14 protein-coding genes and 2 tRNA genes are annotated in these 17,068 nt (G+C 67.7%); 11 read left to right on the plus strand and 5 right to left on the minus strand.

Going from position 1 to position 17,068, the window contains the following annotated elements; translation table 11 throughout:
* Window positions 1–72: 72 nt before the first annotated feature.
* Window positions 73–146, minus strand: a tRNA-Gly gene (locus tag ACWDUD_RS12005).
* Between the two features lie 143 nt (window positions 147–289).
* Here ACWDUD_RS12005 and ACWDUD_RS12010 point away from each other — a divergent pair.
* The 5 genes from ACWDUD_RS12010 to clpX all read left to right on the plus strand — a co-directional run bounded on the left by ACWDUD_RS12010 (window position 290) and on the right by clpX (window position 4,862).
* Window positions 290–366, plus strand: a tRNA-Pro gene (locus ACWDUD_RS12010).
* 74 nt (window positions 367–440) lie between these two features.
* The gene (gene tig, locus ACWDUD_RS12015; protein ID WP_197251983.1) at window positions 441–1,832 is read left to right on the plus strand and encodes a trigger factor; all 1,392 of its coding nucleotides are present in this window, start codon (window positions 441–443) and stop codon (window positions 1,830–1,832) included.
* A 114-nt stretch (window positions 1,833–1,946) separates the two neighbouring features.
* Window positions 1,947–2,573: an ATP-dependent Clp protease proteolytic subunit gene (locus ACWDUD_RS12020; RefSeq protein ID WP_450109461.1), complete on the plus strand. Its 627-nt coding sequence runs from the start codon at window positions 1,947–1,949 to the stop codon at window positions 2,571–2,573.
* 48 nt (window positions 2,574–2,621) lie between these two features.
* Window positions 2,622–3,284: an ATP-dependent Clp protease proteolytic subunit gene (locus ACWDUD_RS12025; RefSeq protein ID WP_197251981.1), complete on the plus strand. Its 663-nt coding sequence runs from the start codon at window positions 2,622–2,624 to the stop codon at window positions 3,282–3,284.
* Between the two features lie 300 nt (window positions 3,285–3,584).
* A complete protein-coding gene (gene clpX / locus ACWDUD_RS12030) occupies window positions 3,585–4,862 on the plus strand; it encodes an ATP-dependent Clp protease ATP-binding subunit ClpX (RefSeq protein ID WP_197251980.1) in 1,278 nt (425 codons plus the stop codon).
* 77 nt (window positions 4,863–4,939) lie between these two features.
* Here the strand turns inward: clpX and ACWDUD_RS12035 are convergent, their stop codons facing one another.
* Both ACWDUD_RS12035 and ACWDUD_RS12040 read right to left on the minus strand, forming a co-directional pair.
* Window positions 4,940–5,686, minus strand: coding sequence for an SDR family NAD(P)-dependent oxidoreductase (locus tag ACWDUD_RS12035; protein ID WP_450109462.1), 747 nt, complete (start codon window positions 5,684–5,686; stop codon window positions 4,940–4,942).
* Between the two features lie 31 nt (window positions 5,687–5,717).
* Window positions 5,718–6,641: a 3-oxoacyl-ACP reductase gene (locus ACWDUD_RS12040; protein ID WP_450109463.1), complete on the minus strand. Its 924-nt coding sequence runs from the start codon at window positions 6,639–6,641 to the stop codon at window positions 5,718–5,720.
* A 193-nt stretch (window positions 6,642–6,834) separates the two neighbouring features.
* On the opposite strand from ACWDUD_RS12040, the gene ACWDUD_RS12045 reads away from it, so the two are divergent.
* Entirely contained in the window at window positions 6,835–8,427 is a 1,593-nt protein-coding gene (locus ACWDUD_RS12045) for an acyl-CoA synthetase (protein ID WP_450109464.1), read from the plus strand.
* A 29-nt stretch (window positions 8,428–8,456) separates the two neighbouring features.
* Here the strand turns inward: ACWDUD_RS12045 and ACWDUD_RS12050 are convergent, their stop codons facing one another.
* Window positions 8,457–9,089, minus strand: coding sequence for a TetR/AcrR family transcriptional regulator (locus tag ACWDUD_RS12050; protein ID WP_450109465.1), 633 nt, complete (start codon window positions 9,087–9,089; stop codon window positions 8,457–8,459).
* A gap of 341 nt (window positions 9,090–9,430) precedes the next feature.
* Here ACWDUD_RS12050 and ACWDUD_RS12055 point away from each other — a divergent pair, with 341 nt between their 5' ends.
* Window positions 9,431–10,576: a phosphotransferase family protein gene (locus tag ACWDUD_RS12055; RefSeq protein ID WP_450109466.1), complete on the plus strand. Its 1,146-nt coding sequence runs from the start codon at window positions 9,431–9,433 to the stop codon at window positions 10,574–10,576.
* Window positions 10,577–10,581: 5 nt separating this feature from the next.
* Window positions 10,582–11,682 carry a hypothetical protein gene (locus ACWDUD_RS12060; RefSeq protein ID WP_450109467.1) on the plus strand — a complete coding sequence of 367 codons (1,101 nt, stop codon included), beginning with the start codon at window positions 10,582–10,584 and terminating at the stop codon, window positions 11,680–11,682.
* 59 nt (window positions 11,683–11,741) lie between these two features.
* On the opposite strand, the gene ACWDUD_RS12065 is transcribed toward ACWDUD_RS12060, so the two are convergent.
* Entirely contained in the window at window positions 11,742–12,557 is an 816-nt protein-coding gene (locus ACWDUD_RS12065) for an SDR family oxidoreductase (protein ID WP_450109468.1), read from the minus strand.
* A gap of 263 nt (window positions 12,558–12,820) precedes the next feature.
* Between ACWDUD_RS12065 and ACWDUD_RS12070 the strand changes: the two genes are divergently transcribed.
* The 3 genes from ACWDUD_RS12070 to ACWDUD_RS12080 all read left to right on the plus strand — a co-directional run bounded on the left by ACWDUD_RS12070 (window position 12,821) and on the right by ACWDUD_RS12080 (window position 17,066).
* Window positions 12,821–13,984 (plus strand): steroid 3-ketoacyl-CoA thiolase, encoded by a 1,164-nt coding sequence (locus ACWDUD_RS12070; protein WP_450109469.1) that lies wholly within the window; start codon window positions 12,821–12,823, stop codon window positions 13,982–13,984.
* Between the two features lie 174 nt (window positions 13,985–14,158).
* On the plus strand, window positions 14,159–16,348 hold the full coding sequence (locus tag ACWDUD_RS12075; protein ID WP_450109470.1) for an acyl-CoA dehydrogenase: 2,190 nt from the start codon (window positions 14,159–14,161) through the stop codon (window positions 16,346–16,348).
* 55 nt (window positions 16,349–16,403) lie between these two features.
* Window positions 16,404–17,066, plus strand: coding sequence for a PaaI family thioesterase (locus tag ACWDUD_RS12080; protein ID WP_450109471.1), 663 nt, complete (start codon window positions 16,404–16,406; stop codon window positions 17,064–17,066).
* The last annotated feature ends 2 nt before the right edge of the window (window positions 17,067–17,068 follow it).

Genomic DNA, 17,068 nt, shown 5'->3' on the forward strand with positions numbered 1-17,068 from the left:
GAGGAACAGGAACGGGGTGCCCGGAAACGACTCACGCCCGCCACCGGAAGTGGTGGCGGGCGTGAGGTCCCGTGGAGGGGATGACGGGAATCGAACCCGCGTAGCCAGTTTGGAAGACTGGGGCTCTACCATTGAGCTACATCCCCGCGAGCAAGCGACTTCTGCCGGGATCGCCGTCTCCGTCGCTGCCGGATGAGACTGTACCGAACCTCGCTTTGGATTTCATAATCGGGGGGCCGTAGGATTCCTCAGCGGGTCCCCGGGCGGTCGACGGGAACCGGTTGGACGACGGGATGTGGCGCAGCTTGGTAGCGCATCCGCTTTGGGAGCGGAGGGTCGCAGGTTCAAATCCTGTCATCCCGACCAGAACGAACGGCGGCGGAGAAATCGGCGCCTGTAGTCAGACCTAGACAAGAGCACGACACAGAAGGAGCATGTCCGTGAAGAGCACCGTCGAGCAGCTCAGCCCGACGCGAGTCCGTATCAACGTTGAGGTGCCCTTCGAGGAGCTCCAGCCTGATTTCGACCGCGCGTTCAAGGCTCTCGCCAGCCAGATCCGCCTGCCCGGCTTCCGTCCCGGCAAGGCTCCCCGCAAGCTGCTGGAGGCTCGTGTCGGCCGCGGCGCCGTGCTCGAGCAGGTCGTCAACGACGCGATCGGCCCCCGCTACAGCGAGGCCGTGACCACCAACGACGTCAAGGTCATCGGCCAGCCCGAGATCGAGCTCACCAAGATCGAGGACAACGTCGAGCTGGCGTTCACCGCCGAGGTCGACGTCCGCCCCGAGATCACCCTCCCCGATTTCTCCGAGATCGCCGTCACCGTCGATCCCGTCGAGATCACCGACGAGGACGTCGCCGAGCAGCTTCTCTCACTGCGCCAGCGCTTCGGCACCCTCAAGGGCGTCGAGCGGCCCGTGCAGGACGGCGACTTCGTCTCCATCGACCTGTCGGCCACCGTCGACGGCGAGCCCGTCCCGGAGGCCGCGACCGAGGGCCTGTCCCACGAGGTCGGCTCCGGCCAGCTCATCGAGGGCCTCGACGAGGCCATCATCGGTCTCGAGGCCGGTGGCTCCACCGAGTTCACCTCGAAGCTCGTCGCCGGTGAGTTCGCCGACAAGGAAGCCGTCGTCACCGTCAAGGTGAACTCCGTCAAGGAGCGCGAGCTTCCCGCCGAGGACGACGACTTCGCGCAGCTCGCGAGCGAGTTCGACACCCTCGACGAGCTGAAGGCCGACCTGCGTGAGCGCGTCGAGCGCGTCAAGCAGGTCGAGCAGGCCGGCCAGATCCGCGACAAGGTTCTCGAGGCTCTCCTCGAGGCCGTCGAGGTCCCGCTGCCCGAGGCCGTCGTCCAGGCCGAGATCGACAGCGCGCTGCACGACGCCATCCACGCGCTCGACCATGACGAGACCAAGCTCAACGAGCTGCTCGAGGAGCAGGGTTCGAGCCGCGAGGAGTTCGACAAGGACGCCCGCGAGTCCGCCGAGCGTTCCGTCAAGACCCAGCTGCTGCTGGATGCGATCGCCGAGGCCGAGGGCACCACGGTCGAGCAGCAGGAGCTCACCGAGCGCATCTTCTTCCAGGCGCAGCGCTACGGCATCCCGCCGGAGCAGTTCATCCAGCAGATCAGCCAGGCGAACCAGCTCGGCGCGATCTTCGCGGACGTGCGTCGCGGCAAGGCGCTCGGCAGCGTCGTGAACAAGGCGACCGTGACCGACACCACCGGTGCGACCGTCGACACCGAGACGCTGTTCGGTTCGAAGACCGAAGAGGGCGCCGAGGCCGAGGCCGAGGGCGCGGAGAACGAGGCTGCGGCCGACGAGTCGGCCGAGTAGAACACGCTGATCGTTCCGCTGTAAGCGAATTGGGGCGGCACCGGGCATCCGGTGCCGCCCCGCTTTCGTTAGTGTCTGTGTCAGCAATCCACGATTGACGAGAAGGCAGGTACCGTGACTCCTCAGAATCCGGCGACATCCATCGGTCCGACGATGACCTCGGCCACCGCTGGGCTGAACCTCAGCGACTCGGTCTACGAGCGCCTGCTCCGCGAGCGGATCATCTTCCTCGGTACCCAGGTCGACGACGACATCGCCAACAAGCTCTGCGCCCAGATCCTCCTGCTCGCGGCCGAGGATCCGGAGCGCGACATCTCTCTCTACATCAACTCCCCGGGTGGTTCGGTGACCGCCGGTATGGCGATCTACGACACCATGAAGTTCGTCGAGTGCGACGTCGCGACGTTCGGCATGGGCCTGGCCGCCTCGATGGGACAGTTCCTGCTGTCCGCCGGTACCAAGGGCAAGCGGTACGCCCTTCCGCACGCGCGGATCATGATGCACCAGCCGTCCGCGGGCATCGGTGGTACCGCCAGCGACATCGCGATCATGGCCGAGCAGTTCGCGCACACCAAGCGGGAGATGGCCGAGCTCATCGCCGAGCACACGGGTCAGACGGTCGAGCAGATCACTGCCGACTCCGACCGGGACCGTTGGTTCACCGCGGCCGAGGCGCTCGAGTACGGCTTCGTCGACCACGTCGTGTCCCGGGCCACGCAGGCCGGCGGCACCGGCAACTAGCCGACCCCGACGATCCGTCCCCCGCATCACGAACTTCTTGGAGAAGCGATGACCAACCTTTTCGATCCCCGCGCTCTGGGCGGAGCCGCACCGGCCGGCCCCTCCTCGCGCTACATCCTTCCGTCGTTCATCGAGCACTCGAGCTACGGCGTCAAGGAATCCAACCCCTACAACAAGCTGTTCGAGGAACGCATCATCTTCCTCGGCGTGCAGGTCGACGACGCGTCGGCGAACGACGTCATGGCGCAGCTGCTGGTTCTCGAGTCGCTCGACCCGGACCGCGACATCACCATGTACATCAACTCGCCGGGTGGCTCGTTCACGTCGCTGATGGCGATCTACGACACCATGCAGTACGTGCGCGCCGACATCACCACCGTGTGCCTCGGCCAGGCCGCCTCGGCCGCGGCCGTGCTGCTCGCCGCCGGCACCCCCGGCAAGCGTCTCGCGCTGCCGAACGCCCGCGTGCTCATCCATCAGCCCGCCACCGGCGGTATCCAGGGCCAGGTCTCCGACCTGGAGATCCAGGCCGCCGAGATCGAGCGCATGCGTCGTCTCATGGAGACCACGCTCGCCAAGCACACCGGCAAGGATCCCGACCAGATCCGCAAGGACACGGACCGCGACAAGATCCTCACCGCGGCCGAGGCCGTCGAATACGGCCTGATCGACAACGTGCTCGAGTACCGCAAGCTCTCGGCACAGAAGTGACCGGCACGGCCCGGTCCGAGGCACCGCCACCGCGGGCTTCCGGACCGGGCCGGTCCACACGCGGCGGAACGAAATCCCGGTGCGCCGCACGAAGAAAACTGCGCCGCACGAAGAAAACACTGTGCGCCGCATGAGGAAACCACAGTGCACCACACAAATATGACCTTCGAAACGCGGACAACAGGTCGACCTGCGTGGTGATCTCCGGGTACGGTCGAACCGAGGCGCGCTCGCCGGACCGGCACTGTCGGCGGTCCCGGGGTCGGTTGCACGCACACGAGGAAGTAGGGGACCTGACAGATGGCACGTATCGGTGATGGCGGAGATCTGCTCAAGTGCTCGTTCTGCGGAAAGAGCCAGAAGCAGGTCAAGAAGCTCATTGCAGGCCCCGGTGTCTACATCTGCGACGAGTGTATCGATCTCTGCAACGAGATCATCGAGGAAGAACTGGCCGAATCCAGTGAGGTCAAGCTCGACGAGCTGCCCAAACCGGCCGAGATCCGGGAATTCCTCGACAACTATGTGATCGGCCAGGACTCCGCGAAGCGAACCCTCGCGGTCGCGGTCTACAACCACTACAAGCGCATCCAGGCGGGCGACAGGACCCGCGACGCGCGCGGCGAGACCGTCGAACTCGCCAAATCCAACATCCTGCTGCTCGGCCCCACCGGCTGCGGCAAGACCTATCTCGCGCAGACGCTGGCGAAGATGCTGAACGTGCCGTTCGCCATCGCCGACGCCACCGCCCTCACCGAAGCCGGCTATGTCGGCGAGGACGTGGAGAACATCCTCCTCAAGCTCATCCAGGCCGCGGACTACGACGTCAAGCGGGCCGAGACCGGCATCATCTACATCGACGAGGTCGACAAGATCGCCCGCAAGAGCGAGAACCCCTCGATCACCCGCGACGTGTCGGGGGAGGGCGTGCAGCAGGCGCTGCTGAAGATCCTCGAGGGCACGCAGGCGTCGGTGCCGCCGCAGGGCGGACGCAAGCACCCGCACCAGGAATTCATCCAGATCGACACCACCAATGTGCTGTTCATCGTGGCCGGTGCGTTCGCGGGCCTCGAGCGGATCGTGTCCGATCGCGTCGGCAAGCGAGGAATCGGTTTCGGCGCCGAGGTGCGCTCGAAGGCCGAGATCGACACCACCGACCATTTCGCCGAGGTCATGCCGGAGGACCTGATCAAGTTCGGTCTGATCCCCGAGTTCATCGGCCGCCTGCCCGTCGTGGCGTCCGTGACGAACCTCGACAAGGACTCGCTCGTCCAGATCCTGTCCGAGCCGAAGAACGCCCTCGTCAAGCAGTACGTCCGCCTGTTCGAGATGGACGGTGTGGAACTCGAGTTCACCACCGACGGACTCGAAGCGGTCGCGGACCAGGCGATCCTGCGAGGCACCGGTGCCCGCGGCCTGCGCGCGATCATGGAGGAAGTGCTGCTGCCGGTGATGTACGACATCCCGAGCCGCGACGACGTCGAGAAGGTCGTGGTGACCGCGGAGACCGTCACCGACAACGTGCTGCCGACGATCGTGCCCCGCAAGCAGGACCGCGAGCGTCGCGACAAGACCGCCTAGGCTCCGAACTTCGACGGCTCCGAACTTCACGACCACGGCCCCCGGCATCCGCCGGGGGCCGTGGTCGTTGCCGGGACTCAGCGAAGCTTGACGCTGCCGCCGTCGACCATCAGCGTCTGACCGGTCATGTACGAGGCGTCCTCGCTGGCGAGGAACACCGCGACCCGGCCGATGTCCGACTCCGGGTCGCCGAAGCGGCCCAGCGGCGTCTTCGACAGCAGCGCCCGCTCGACGCCGGGGTTCGCCCCGATGTAGGCCTGGACGCCCTCGGTGAGCGCCAGCGGGGAGATGACGTTGACGTTGATGTCGTCGGCGGCCCACTCGTTGGCCGCGACCCGGCTGATCGCGCGGATCGCCTCCTTGGCCGCGGCGTAGGAACTCTGCGTCACGTTGCCCTCGATGCCGGCACCGGACGCGAAGTTGATCACCGAACCGCGGTTCGCGGCCAATTGAGCGTGCGCGGCCTTCATCAGCCGGAAGGTCGGGTAGAAGCCCGTTCCGAAGGACAGGTCGAGCATTTCCTGCGTGGTCTCGAGCAGCGGTGCCTGCCTCGACGCGTGCGCGTTGTTGACCAGCACGTCGACCTTCCCGAACGCGTCGACCGCAGCCGCCACGATCCGGTCGGCGCTCGCCTCCTCGGAGATGTCCGCTTCGAGGAATCGCGCTGTGCTGCTTCCCAGTTCGCCTTCGAGCGCGGCACCCGCGGTCGCGTCGACGTCGACGAACAGCACCTTCGCACCCTCCTTGGTGAACGCGCGGACGATGCCTCGTCCGATACCACCGGCGCCGCCGGTGACGATCGCAACCTTGCCTGCAAGCCTCATGTCGTGCGTCTGCTTTCGGTCTCGGATCCGGTCAGTCGATGGCGAGTGCGGGCTTCTCCAGCTCGGCCACGCTGTACGCCGAGTACGTCTCGTACCTGCCGCGGCCGGTGAAGTAGGTGGAGAGCTGCTCGTCGAGTTCGTTCACCGTGAACTCGGATCCCGCTGCGTCGAAACGGTTCTCGACCTTCGGCGACGCCATGAGCGCGACCATCTTGCCGTACACGACGAAGACCTGGCCGGTGATCTCGTGGGAGGCGGGCGATGCCAGGTAGGACACAAGGGTCGCGACGCGCTCGGGTGCGAGGGGATCGAGTCCGCCGTTCGGGTTCTCGTTCTCGCCGAACGTCCCGGCGGTCATCGCGGTCCGGGCGCGCGGGCAGATCGCGTTCGCCGTGACACCGTAGCGGGCCAGGCCCTGTGCGGTGGACAGGGTCAACGCGGTGATTCCCGCCTTGGCCGCCGAGTAGTTGGGCTGCCCGGCCGAACCGAACAGGAATGCCTCGGAGGAGGTGTTGACGACCCGGCCGTAGACGGGGGCGCCGGCGGCCTTGCTCGCATTGCGCCAGTGCACGGCGGCGGCGTGCGAGGTGGCGGCGTGGCCCTTGAGGTGGACGCGGATCACGTCGTCCCAGTCGGACTCGGACAGGTTGAAGATCATCTTGTCGCGCAGGATGCCCGCATTGTTGACCAGGATGTCGAGGGAGCCGAACGTGCTCACGGCCTCGTCGACGAGACGGCCGCCGAGCGACCAGTCGGAGACGTCGCCGGTGACGGCGACCGCCCGGCCTCCTGCCGCGGTGATCTCGTCGGCGACGTCGTGCGCGGCCGGGCCCATGTCGTTGACGACGACCGCGGCGCCTGCGGCGGCGAGAGCGAGCGCCTCGGCGCGGCCGAGACCCGCGCCGGCTCCGGTGACGACGGCGGTGCGGCCGGCCAAGCTGACTGATTCGCCCATGCGATCTCTCCCTGTGTACGGCTGCCACGGGGAGAACGAACCCCGGGACAGAACTAGTATTGGCTCTAGTTTGTGAGGCCGGTGGGTCGGCCGGTCCGGAGCTGTCCCACTGGCCGGGAGTGACAGGAATCGCCGGGGTGACAGATGTCACGGTGTCGCGACGGTTTCCACCACTGTGTCAGAAGGAATCTCGATGTCGCTGAACCTCGCGGACCTGTTCGAAGCCATCGCCGACGCCGTCCCCGATCGCACCGCGATCATCTGTGGGGACAGCCGCCTCACCTACCGCGAACTCGATGCCGCAGCCAACCGGCTCGCTCACCATCTGGCCGGGGCGGGGATCTCCGCAGGTGAGCACGTCGGTCTCTACATGCGCAACAGCACCGAATTCGTCGAAGCGCTCCTGGCGATCCTGAAGATCCGGGCTGTCCCGATCAACATCAACTACCGCTACGTCGACGCCGAGCTGGCCTACCTGTTCGCCAACGCCGAACTCGCCGCCATCGTCGCCGACGGTGAGTTCGCGACCAGGACGGCCGCGGTCCTGCCGCGCACGCCGACGGTCCGGCACATCGTCACCGTGGGACCGGCCGACGACGTCGACTGGAGGACGGTCACCACCGCCGACTTCCACAAGGCGGTCGCCGCGGAGTCCGACGCGCGCGACTTCGCACCGCGCAGCGGCGACGACCAGTTCATCATCTACACCGGTGGCACCACTGGCATGCCGAAGGGCGTGATGTGGCGCGCCGAGGACTTCTTCTTCGCGGCACTGTCCGGCGGCAACTCGATGGGGGAGCCGCACTCGGACATCGCATCGGTTGCGAACCAGGCCGCGAACATGCCGGAAATGACGTGGCTGCTCACCGCGCCGCTCATCCACGGCGCCGCGATGTACAGCATGTTCAGTGCCTTCTGCCTGGGCGTCTCGCAGGTCGTGCTCCCGGCGTTCGACGCGAAGGAGGTGCTCGCGGTCGTCGAACGCGAACGCGTGATGACGATGACGATCGTCGGCGACGCGATGGCCCGTCCGCTCGCCGACGCGATCGCCGAACACGGCTCCGAGTACGACCTGAGTTCGCTGTTCGTCGTCGGGTCCGGCGGCGCGCTGTTCTCCAAGCAGGTCCGCGAGCAGCTCGTCTCGCTGCTGCCGAACGTCATGGTGCGCGACGGATTCGGATCCTCCGAGTCCGGCATCGACGGCGATCTGTCGATCGGCGAGGACGGCCGGATGCGGATCGCCGCGAAGCCGACCGTCAAGGTCGTCGACGAGCGGATGCGCCCGATCGAGCCGGGTTCCGGCGAGATCGGCTACATCGCCCGCGCCGGCCACGTGCCGCTCGGGTACTGGGGCGACCCGGAGAAGACCGCGGCGACCTTCCCGGTCATCGACGGGGTCCGCATGTCGGTCCTCGGGGACATGGCCGAAGTCGAGGAGGACGGCACGATCGTGCTGCTCGGACGCGGCTCGCTGTGCATCAACACCGGTGGGGAGAAGGTGTATCCCGAAGAGGTGGAGATGGCCATCAAGAGCCACCCGGCCGTGATGGATGTGCTCGTCGCGGGAGTCGAGGACGAACGCTACGGGCAGCGCGTCGGAGCCGTCGTGCAGCCGCGCGAGGGCCACGCGGTGCCCGAGCTCGACGAGCTGATCGCGCATGTCGCCGACCGGATCGCCGGCTACAAGGTGCCGCGGCTGGTCGTCGGCGTCGACACGATCGTGCGTTCTCCCGCGGGCAAGGCCGACTACCGGTGGGCCAAGGCAACTCTCGAAGCCGCGAAGTAGTCCCTGTACCGGTCGCGGTCGCGGGTGCGCTACCCGTGACCGCGACCGGGTCCGGTTCCGGGCGCAAGGGCGTCGGCAGCGAATCGTGCTGCCCGGTCGAAGCTCTCGGTGCCGTCGTCGTCCGGGTTCTGACGCCAGTGCCGCAGCGTCGAGACGTACACGGCGCCGACCATCTGCGCGAGGAACGGCAGCGGGTAGTCGGTGCGGACCTCGCCGCGCTCGACACCGGGCTCGACGATGCGCAGCATCTGCTCGTCGAATCGCTGCGTGCGTTCGCGGGCGGTATCGGGTGTGCCGAGATCCCTTTCGATCTCGCCGGTGACCGCCCGCATGTAACCGGGATACCGCCGCGATTCACGCGCGAAGTCGGCAAAGACGCCCGCGATCCGTTCCGCGGTGGTGAGGTCCTGCGCGAGCAGCTGGTCGATCAGGGTTGTCAGCGCGTCCATGTGACTCGCGTGCAGCGCCGTGATCAGGTCGTCCTTGCTGGGGAAGTAATTGAAAACCGTTGCGCGCGAGACGCCGGCGAGATCGGCGATGTCCTCGATCGTCGAACCGTCGACGCCGCGTTCGGCGAACAGCCGTCTGGCCGCGTCCAGCATGCGCTGCCGGGTCCGCAGCTTGTTCCGCTCGCGGCGACCGAGTGCCGTGGGCTCGCTCATGGTGTCCGCACTTTCCTCGTCGGGCCTCTCGTTCCGCCGTACGCGTGGGCGAGGCGCTGAGTCGTTGTCAGCGTAGAAGGTTCGCCCGGAGTTGCGAGAATTCCTGGAACGGGTTCCAAGAAGTTGGACCAGCGTCTATCTTTGTCCCCAGGGGGTCGGCAACGGGGGTGACTACATGGGACAAGGCGCTCCCGTCGCAGGGCGGATCGAAAATGCTTACGCAGCACGAGATCCGCCACGATCGCGACCCTCATCCGAACACCCCGCTTCGACGCGAACGATTTCCGGCAACCGCAGCGCGTCGCACGGGCTCACTTCGTCGACGAACGGGAGGTACGGGCATGACCGCCGAGAGCGTGGTGCCTGAAGGCGCGGAGCAGGAGATCAAGACCAGCGAGACCGACCTGGACGAGCTGCGCGGCCGGCTCGAAGGCCGGCTCGGCGAGCGTCTCGGCGCCGACGCGCCGCCGCGTGTCCACAACCTGACGCGACCGGAACACTCCGGAATGTCCAGCATCTCGGTCCTGTTCGATCTCGACTGGACGAAGGACGGTGCGGAGCAGACAGCACAGCTCGTCGCCCGGCTCGCCCCCGAGGAGGACGCGTATCCAGTGTTCCCCGGCTACGACCTGCAGCGCCAGTTCGACGTCATGACCGCCGTCCGCGAACACGGTGGCATCGCGGTGCCGAAGGTGCGGTGGGTCGAGACCTCCGCGGGCCCGCTCGGCCGGCCGTTCCTCGTGATGGATCGCGCCGAAGGTGTCGTGCCCGTGGACAACCCGCCGTACGTGTTCACCGGATGGCTGCTCGACGCCGACGACGACACCCGCAGGGCCGTGCAGAGCGCGAGCGTGAAGGTTCTCGCCGACATCCACGCGATCGCCGATCCCGCGTCCAAGTTTCCCGCGCTGGTCGCTCCGGACGGGCAGTCGAGCCTGCGTCGGCACTTCGAGAACGAGTGCGCCTACTACGAATGGACCCGCCGCGAGGACGGGATTCGTATCCCTGTGCTGGAGAAGGCATTCGACTGGCTCGAGGAGAACTGGCCGGCCGAGCCGTCCGCGGACGTGCTGTGCTGGGGCGACGCGCGCATCGGCAACATCATGTACCGGGGCACCGACGTCGCTGCGGTCCTCGACTGGGAGTCGGCTGCGCTCGCTCCCCGCGAACTGGATCTGGGCTGGTTCATCTTCTTCCATCGTATGTTCCAGGACATCGCCGACCAGTTCTCGATCCCCGGCCTGCCGGGATTCCTCCGGCGCTCGGACGTCGTGGCGGAATACGAGAGGATCTCCGGCGTCGAGGTCCGCGACCTCGACTTCTACCTCGTGTACGCCGCACTGCGCCACGGCATCGTGATGTCGCAGATCATGCGGCGCCGCGTGCACTTCGGGGAAATGGAGATCCCCGCCGACCCCGACCAGCTGGTGCTCCACCACGCGATGCTCGCGCAGTTGATCGACGATTCCTACGATTGGGAGAAGTGACACCGATGAAACCGGTTCAGCTCGACGAATATCCGATTCACCAGTCGCCGCTGTCGCTGGGTCGTGTGTCCTCCACGGACCGAAATTTCTACGACCGCAACTACTTCAACGCCCACGACCGCACCGGTGACATCTTCCTGATCACCGGTTTCGGGGTTTACCCGAACCTGAGTGTCGTCGACGCGTTCGTCACCGTGCGGCACGGTGACTCGCAGGTCGCAGTCCGGTTCTCGGACGCGCTCGACGAGCGTTCGATGGAGAGCAAGGTCGGCGGCTATCGGCTCGAGGTCGTCGAGCCCCTGCAGAAGATCCGGGTGATCTGCGAGCACGACGACCTCTCGTGCGACATCACGTGGGACGGCTCGTTTCCCGCCGTGCTCGAGGAGGCGCACATCCTCATGTCCGGTCCGCGACCGATCCTCGACGCGTCCCGCTTCGCCCAGGTCGGTAGCTGGTCCGGCACCTTGTCGGTGCAGGGCAAGGACTTCGCCGTCGATCCTGAGATCTGGATGGGCACGCGCGACCGCTCCTGGGGGATCCGTCCCGTCGGCGAGCCGGATCCGCAGGGTCGCTGGACCTACGAGAACCGCGGCGGCCACTACTGGACCTACGTCCCGCTGCGCTTCGACGACTTCGCGCTCGTCGTCATCGTGCAGGAGTCGCAGGACGGGCACCGCACCCTCAATCACGCCACCCGCGTCTTCGCGGACGGCCGGGTCGAGCAGTTGGGCTGGCCCCGCGTCGAGGTGAACTACCGCAGCGGCACACGGCATCCCGAGTCGGCGCGGTTGCACCTGACCACGCCCAAGGGCGAGCCCGTCGTCGTGGACATCGAGCCCCTCGGGTTCATCTCGCTGAGTCACGGCGCCGGCTACGGCGGTGACCCGGAGTGGACGCACGGCGAGTGGAAGGGCGAGAACTGGTCGTCGTCGTCCTTCGTGGACACCACCAGCCGGGACTTTCTGGGCCGGCTCCCGTTCTCCACCATCGACCACGTCGCGAAGGCGACCATCGACGGCCGGGTGGGCTGGGGCATGTTCGAGCACGCGGTCATGGGACGCCACGATCCGTCGGGCTTCACCGGCTGGCTGGACATGGCGCCGTAGGAAGACGAAAACGCAAGGGGTGGTGCGGTGATCGATGGGCTGCCCCTTGCGGACCGCCCTCAGTTCTCCGTGGTCTGGGCGGCCGGCGCCGGTGCGATGAACGTGCGGTGCACGTATGCGCCGAACCCGCCGTCGACCGGAAGATCCGCGCCGCTGATCCAGGTGGACTCCGACGACGCGAGGAACAGCAGGGCGTCGGCGATCTCCTCGGGGCGACCGTGCCGGCCCGCCCACGCCGCGGCGCCGTTGATGGTGTCCTCACCCATCGTCGCGGTGAAGTCCTTCAGCAGCGGCGTGCCGATCGTGCCGGGGGAGACGCTGTTCGAACGCAGCCCGGTGGCCTTGCCCTCGACGGCCAGGTTCTTCGACCAGATGATGACGGCCTCCTTGGAGAGGCTGTAGCACGCGCCTTCGATGCCGGGATGGTCCGCGAACGTGTCGAGCGCGGCATCCCAGTCGTCGACGGCGAGGAACTCGTTGAGTAGGTCGTAGTGCTGCTGCCACATGAATCCGGCCTGCGAGGCGGTCGTGACGACGGTGGGCTCCGGCGTGAACTTCGGGGTCAGCGCGCGCGTGAGGTCGCGCGGTGCGAGGGTGTTGATCGACAGCACGGTCCGCCACGGCAGGGTCGCGGCGACACCGGCGTTGTTGATGAGCGAGTCGACGGGACCGGCGATCTGCTCGGCGATGTCCAGGACGCCGGCGTGTGTCGACAGATCACCCACCACCATCCGGGATATCGCGGGATCGGTGCTCTCGACTCGGTCGACGCCGATCACGGTGGCGCCCCGGGCGGCGAGCTTGGTGACGGTGGCAGCGCCGACGCCGGACGAACAGCCGGTGACGACGACGGTCTTGCCGGAGAAATCGGGCATGGAGCCCTCCTCGTGACAGCGGGCGCCGGTCTCCGTTCCCGGCGCAGTGCGTCGATTCGTTCGAACTGGATACGGGTGTGGGCACTGTAACACCGGTGAGCTGGTCGTGAAGGCAATTTGCCCAGCGCTACAGGCGATCTCGTGCCCCGGTGTGTCTCCGACATCGGCGCTGAGCAGTGTGGTCCCGCTCGGTGGGATGGACGGGGGAGCGGCCCGTCGGCGGAATAGAATAAATTTCAGTATTCGGGGAGCAGGGAGTGGACATGAGCAACGTCGTCATCGTCGAGGCCGCGCGGACGCCGATCGGCCGTCGTCGCGGGCAACTGTCCGGAGTGCATCCGGCTGTGTTGCTGGGCGCCGCCCAGAAGGCCGTCCTCGACCGGACCGGCCTGACCGCGGACCGGATCGGGCAACTCGTCGGTGGCGTCGTCACCCAGGCGGGGGAGCAGTCCAACAACGTGACCCGCCAGGCATGGCTGCACGCCGGGTTCCCGTACCGCACCGCCGCCACCACCATCGACTGCGCGTGCGGATCGTCGCAGCAGGCCGTCCACATGGTCGCCGGGCTCATCGCGTCCGGGCAGATCGACGCCGGAATCGGCTGCGGCGTCGAGGTGATGAGCCGCGTGTTCCTCGGCCAGGCCAACACACCCGGCACCGGCAATCCCTACCCGGACGACTGGACCGTCGACATGGGCGACCAGTTCACCTCCGCCGAACGGATCGCCGCCCACCGGGGGATCGCCCGCGCCGACGTCGACGCGTTCGGGCTGGAATCGCAGCGACGCGCCGCGCTGGCGTGGAGCGAAGGCCGTTTCGACCGTGAGATCGTCCCGGTGGTCGCGCCCGTCGTCACCAAGGACGGCGAACCCACCGGGGAGGTCGCGACCGTCACCACCGACGGCGGCCTCCGGGACACCACCGCGGAGGCGCTGGCCGGCCTGAAACCGGTGATGGACGGCGGAATCCACACCGCCGGCAACTCGTCCCAGATCAGCGACGGCGCGGCCGCGGTGATGCTCATGAACGAGGACAAGGCGCGCGCGGCAGGCCTGCGCCCGCGAGCCCGGATCCTCGCGTCCACCCTCGTCGGCTCCGACCCGTACTTCCATCTCGACGGCCCGATCGACTCCACCCGGGACGTTCTCGAACGCACCGGAATGTCGCTGTCGGACATCGACATCGTCGAGATCAATGAGGCGTTCGCGTCGGTCGTCCTGTCGTGGGCGCAGGTTCTCGATGCCGACATGAGCAAGGTCAACGTCAACGGCGGCGCGATCGCGCTGGGACATCCGGTCGGTTCCACCGGTGCCCGGCTGATCACCAGCGCCCTGCACGAACTCGAACGCTCCGATCGTTCCACCGCGTTGATCACCATGTGCGCGGGCGGGGCGCTGTCCACCGCCACGATCATCGAGCGCATCTAGACCGTTCCACCTGTACCCGCGCCATCCCGGCTGTGCACCCCCCACCCGCCGAATCCCCCGCCCCTATCCGAGCGAATGTATCGTTCGTCTCCTTGGATCGAGCGAACGGTACATTCGCTCGGAAGGCGGAGGGGTGGCGAAACTTTCCCGAGCTTCCGACCTAAGGACCCGTTCATGACCATCGGACTGAGTGACGAGGACCGCGAACTCCGCGATTCCGTGCGCGGATGGGCTGCGCGCCACGCGACCCCCGCGGTGATCCGCGACGCCGTCGAGGCCAAGACCGAGACGCGACCGCAGTACTGGGGTTCGCTCGCCGAACTCGGCATGCTCGGACTGCACCTGCCGGAAGAGGTCGGTGGCGCCGGGTTCACCCTCCTCGAAACCGCAATCGTCGCAGAGGAACTCGGTCGAGCGATGGTGCCCGGCCCGTTCCTGCCCACCGTGATCGTCTCCGCCGTCCTGCATGCCGCCGGTCGCACCGGCGAACTCGCGGGGCTGGCCGACGGCGCGCTGTCCGGCGCGGTGTCCCTGCAACCCGGCGGTCTGCGCATCACCCGCGACGGCGGCACCGCCACCCTGTCCGGTACCTCGGGCTATGTGCTCGGCGGTCAGGTCGGCGACGTGTTCCTGCTCGCCGCCGACGACGCGAGCGAACTCGCCTTCGTCACCCTGCATCGCGACCGTCTCGACGTCACCGACCTGCCCAGCCACGACGTGGTCCGGCGCAACGCCGAGATCACCGTCGACGGCGTGGTTCTCGCTGCCGGCGACCTGCTGACGCTCGACGCGCAGCGGGTCCTCGATCTCGCCGCCACCCTCTTTGCGGCCGAGGCGGCCGGCCTGGCCGACTGGGCCACCACGACCGCCGCAGACTACGCCCGCGTGCGTCAGCAGTTCGGGCGGGTCATCGGCCAGTTCCAGGGCGTCAAGCACAAGGCGGCCCGCATGCTGAGCCTCACCGAGCAGGCCCGCGTCACCGCGTGGGACGCCGCGCGGGCGCAGGGCGAGGACATCCCGGCCGACGAGGCGTCGCTCGCCGCCGCGGCGGCCGCGGCGGTCGCGCCCGAGACCGCGTTCCAGGTCACCAAGGACTGCATCCAGATCCTCGGAGGCATCGGCTACACGTGGGAGCACGACGCGCACCTGTATCTCCGGCGCGCGCAGTCGCTGCGGATCCTGTCGGGCTCCACCGCATCCTGGAAGCGCCGGGTCGCGACGCTCACCCTCGGCGGCGCCCGCCGCGTCCTCGGTGTCGACCTGCCCGCCGAAGCCGAGCAGATCCGCGCCGACGTCCGTGCCGAACTCGCACCGGCCGTCGATCTCGAGGGTGCCGATCGGACGAGGTACCTCGCCGAGAAGGGCTATACCGCACCGCATCTGCCCGCGCCGTGGGGCAAGGGCGCCGATGCCGTCACCCAGCTCGTGATCGCCGAGGAACTGCGGTCCGCGGAGCTCGAACCGCACGACATGATCATCGGGAACTGGGTGGTGCCCACGCTCATCGCGCACGGCAGCAACGAGCAGCTGCGGCGCTTCGTTCCGGCGTCGTTGCGCGGCGACATCGTGTGGTGCCAGCTGTTCTCCGAGCCCGGTGCCGGCTCCGACCTCGCCGGGCTGTCCACCAAGGCCACGAAGGTCGACGGGGGCTGGAAACTGCAGGGCCAGAAGGTGTGGACGTCGATGGCCCGCGTCGCGGACTGGGGAATCTGTCTGGCGCGCACCGACTCCGGTGCGGCCAAGCACCAGGGCCTGTCGTACTTCCTGATCGACATCAAGAACTCCGAGGGTCTCGATATCCGTCCGCTGCGGGAGATCACCGGTGAAGCGCTGTTCAACGAGGTGTTCCTCGACGACGTCTTCGTTCCCGACGAATGCCTCGTCGGCAAGCCTGGCGACGGCTGGAAACTCGCTCGCACCACACTCGCCAACGAGCGGGTGTCGCTGTCGAACGACTCGTCGCTCGGAGCGGGTGGCGAAACCCTGCTGTCCCTGGCGGAGAACGTCCCAGGTGGACTCGACGACGAACAGCTGACGGTCCTGGGCAAGATGCTGTGCGACGCGCAGATCGGTGGCCTCATGGCACTGCGGTCGACGCTGCGTTCGCTGACCGGCGCGCAGCCCGGCGCGGAGTCGTCGATCGCGAAACTGCTCGGCGTCGAGCACATCCAGCAGGTGTGGGAGGTCGCGATGGAATGGATCGGCCCCACCGCACTGCTCGGCGGGCAGGACCGTCGGTCCCCGACGCAGATGTTCCTCAATGCGCAGTGCCTGTCCATCGCCGGAGGAACGACCAACGTCCAGCTGAACATCATCGGTGAGCGGCTTCTCGGTCTGCCGCGCGATCCCGAACCCGGAAAGTGAGCACGCCCTCAAGGGGCGGTCGGCACGTGTTCACCCACGCAACCACGGAGGTCCGATGAAGGTCGATCCGGATACACACCCCATCGTCGGGAAGGCGCCCGACGGCACGGTCCTGACGTCGGCGCCGCAGGACACCCCCGTCGACCGCGCGACCGCCGCGGCCCGCCGGGTCGTGAACGCACTGCTGCGCACCGATCGCGGCAACGCCAACCTCGAACGCGTCGCCGAAGAACTGAACAGCATCGCCGAGCACCTCGAGGAGCATGCTCCCGAGGTCGAGGAACGCCTGGTCGACATGTGGAACGGGGAGGGCGTCACCCGGCACGACCCCGTCGCCGGACCGGAGAACGCGGTGGCCCCGCCGCTGGTCCTGACCGGTCGCGACGACGGCTCGGTCGAGGGCGTCGTGAGGTTGACGCTGCCGTACCAGGGCCCGCCCGGGCACGTGCACGGCGGTGTGTCCGCGTTGCTGCTCGATCACACCCTCGGGGTCGCGAACGCGTGGGCCGGGCGCAGCGGCGCGACGGCCCAGCTCAACGTGCGGTACCACCGCCCGACCCCGCTGTTCGTGCCGCTCACCGTCCGCGGCCGGTTGGTGTCCCAGGACGGCGCGAAGATCAACACGGTCGGTGACATCAGGACCGCGGACGGCACGGTGTGCGTTTCGGTCGAAGCGTTGTTCGTCGACAAGACGGTCCCGCGCCCGCGCCGGAGCTGACC

The sequence above is a fragment of the Rhodococcus sp. NPDC003382 genome (genome assembly GCF_053589135.1).

Bases quoted from the DNA above. Each gene is read 5' to 3' on its own strand.
- ACWDUD_RS12025 (WP_197251981.1), top strand. From the start codon at position 2,622: ATGACCAACCTTTTCGATCCCCGCGCTCTGGGCGGAGCCGCACCGGCC.
- clpX (WP_197251980.1), top strand. From the start codon at position 3,585: ATGGCACGTATCGGTGATGGCGGAGATCTGCTCAAGTGCTCGTTCTGC.
- ACWDUD_RS12035 (WP_450109462.1), bottom strand. From the start codon at position 5,686: ATGAGGCTTGCAGGCAAGGTTGCGATCGTCACCGGCGGCGCCGGTGGT.
- ACWDUD_RS12040 (WP_450109463.1), bottom strand. From the start codon at position 6,641: ATGGGCGAATCAGTCAGCTTGGCCGGCCGCACCGCCGTCGTCACCGGA.
- ACWDUD_RS12045 (WP_450109464.1), top strand. From the start codon at position 6,835: ATGTCGCTGAACCTCGCGGACCTGTTCGAAGCCATCGCCGACGCCGTC.
- ACWDUD_RS12050 (WP_450109465.1), bottom strand. From the start codon at position 9,089: ATGAGCGAGCCCACGGCACTCGGTCGCCGCGAGCGGAACAAGCTGCGG.
- ACWDUD_RS12055 (WP_450109466.1), top strand. From the start codon at position 9,431: ATGACCGCCGAGAGCGTGGTGCCTGAAGGCGCGGAGCAGGAGATCAAG.
- ACWDUD_RS12060 (WP_450109467.1), top strand. From the start codon at position 10,582: ATGAAACCGGTTCAGCTCGACGAATATCCGATTCACCAGTCGCCGCTG.
- ACWDUD_RS12065 (WP_450109468.1), bottom strand. From the start codon at position 12,557: ATGCCCGATTTCTCCGGCAAGACCGTCGTCGTCACCGGCTGTTCGTCC.
- ACWDUD_RS12070 (WP_450109469.1), top strand. From the start codon at position 12,821: ATGAGCAACGTCGTCATCGTCGAGGCCGCGCGGACGCCGATCGGCCGT.
- ACWDUD_RS12075 (WP_450109470.1), top strand. From the start codon at position 14,159: ATGACCATCGGACTGAGTGACGAGGACCGCGAACTCCGCGATTCCGTG.
- ACWDUD_RS12080 (WP_450109471.1), top strand. From the start codon at position 16,404: ATGAAGGTCGATCCGGATACACACCCCATCGTCGGGAAGGCGCCCGAC.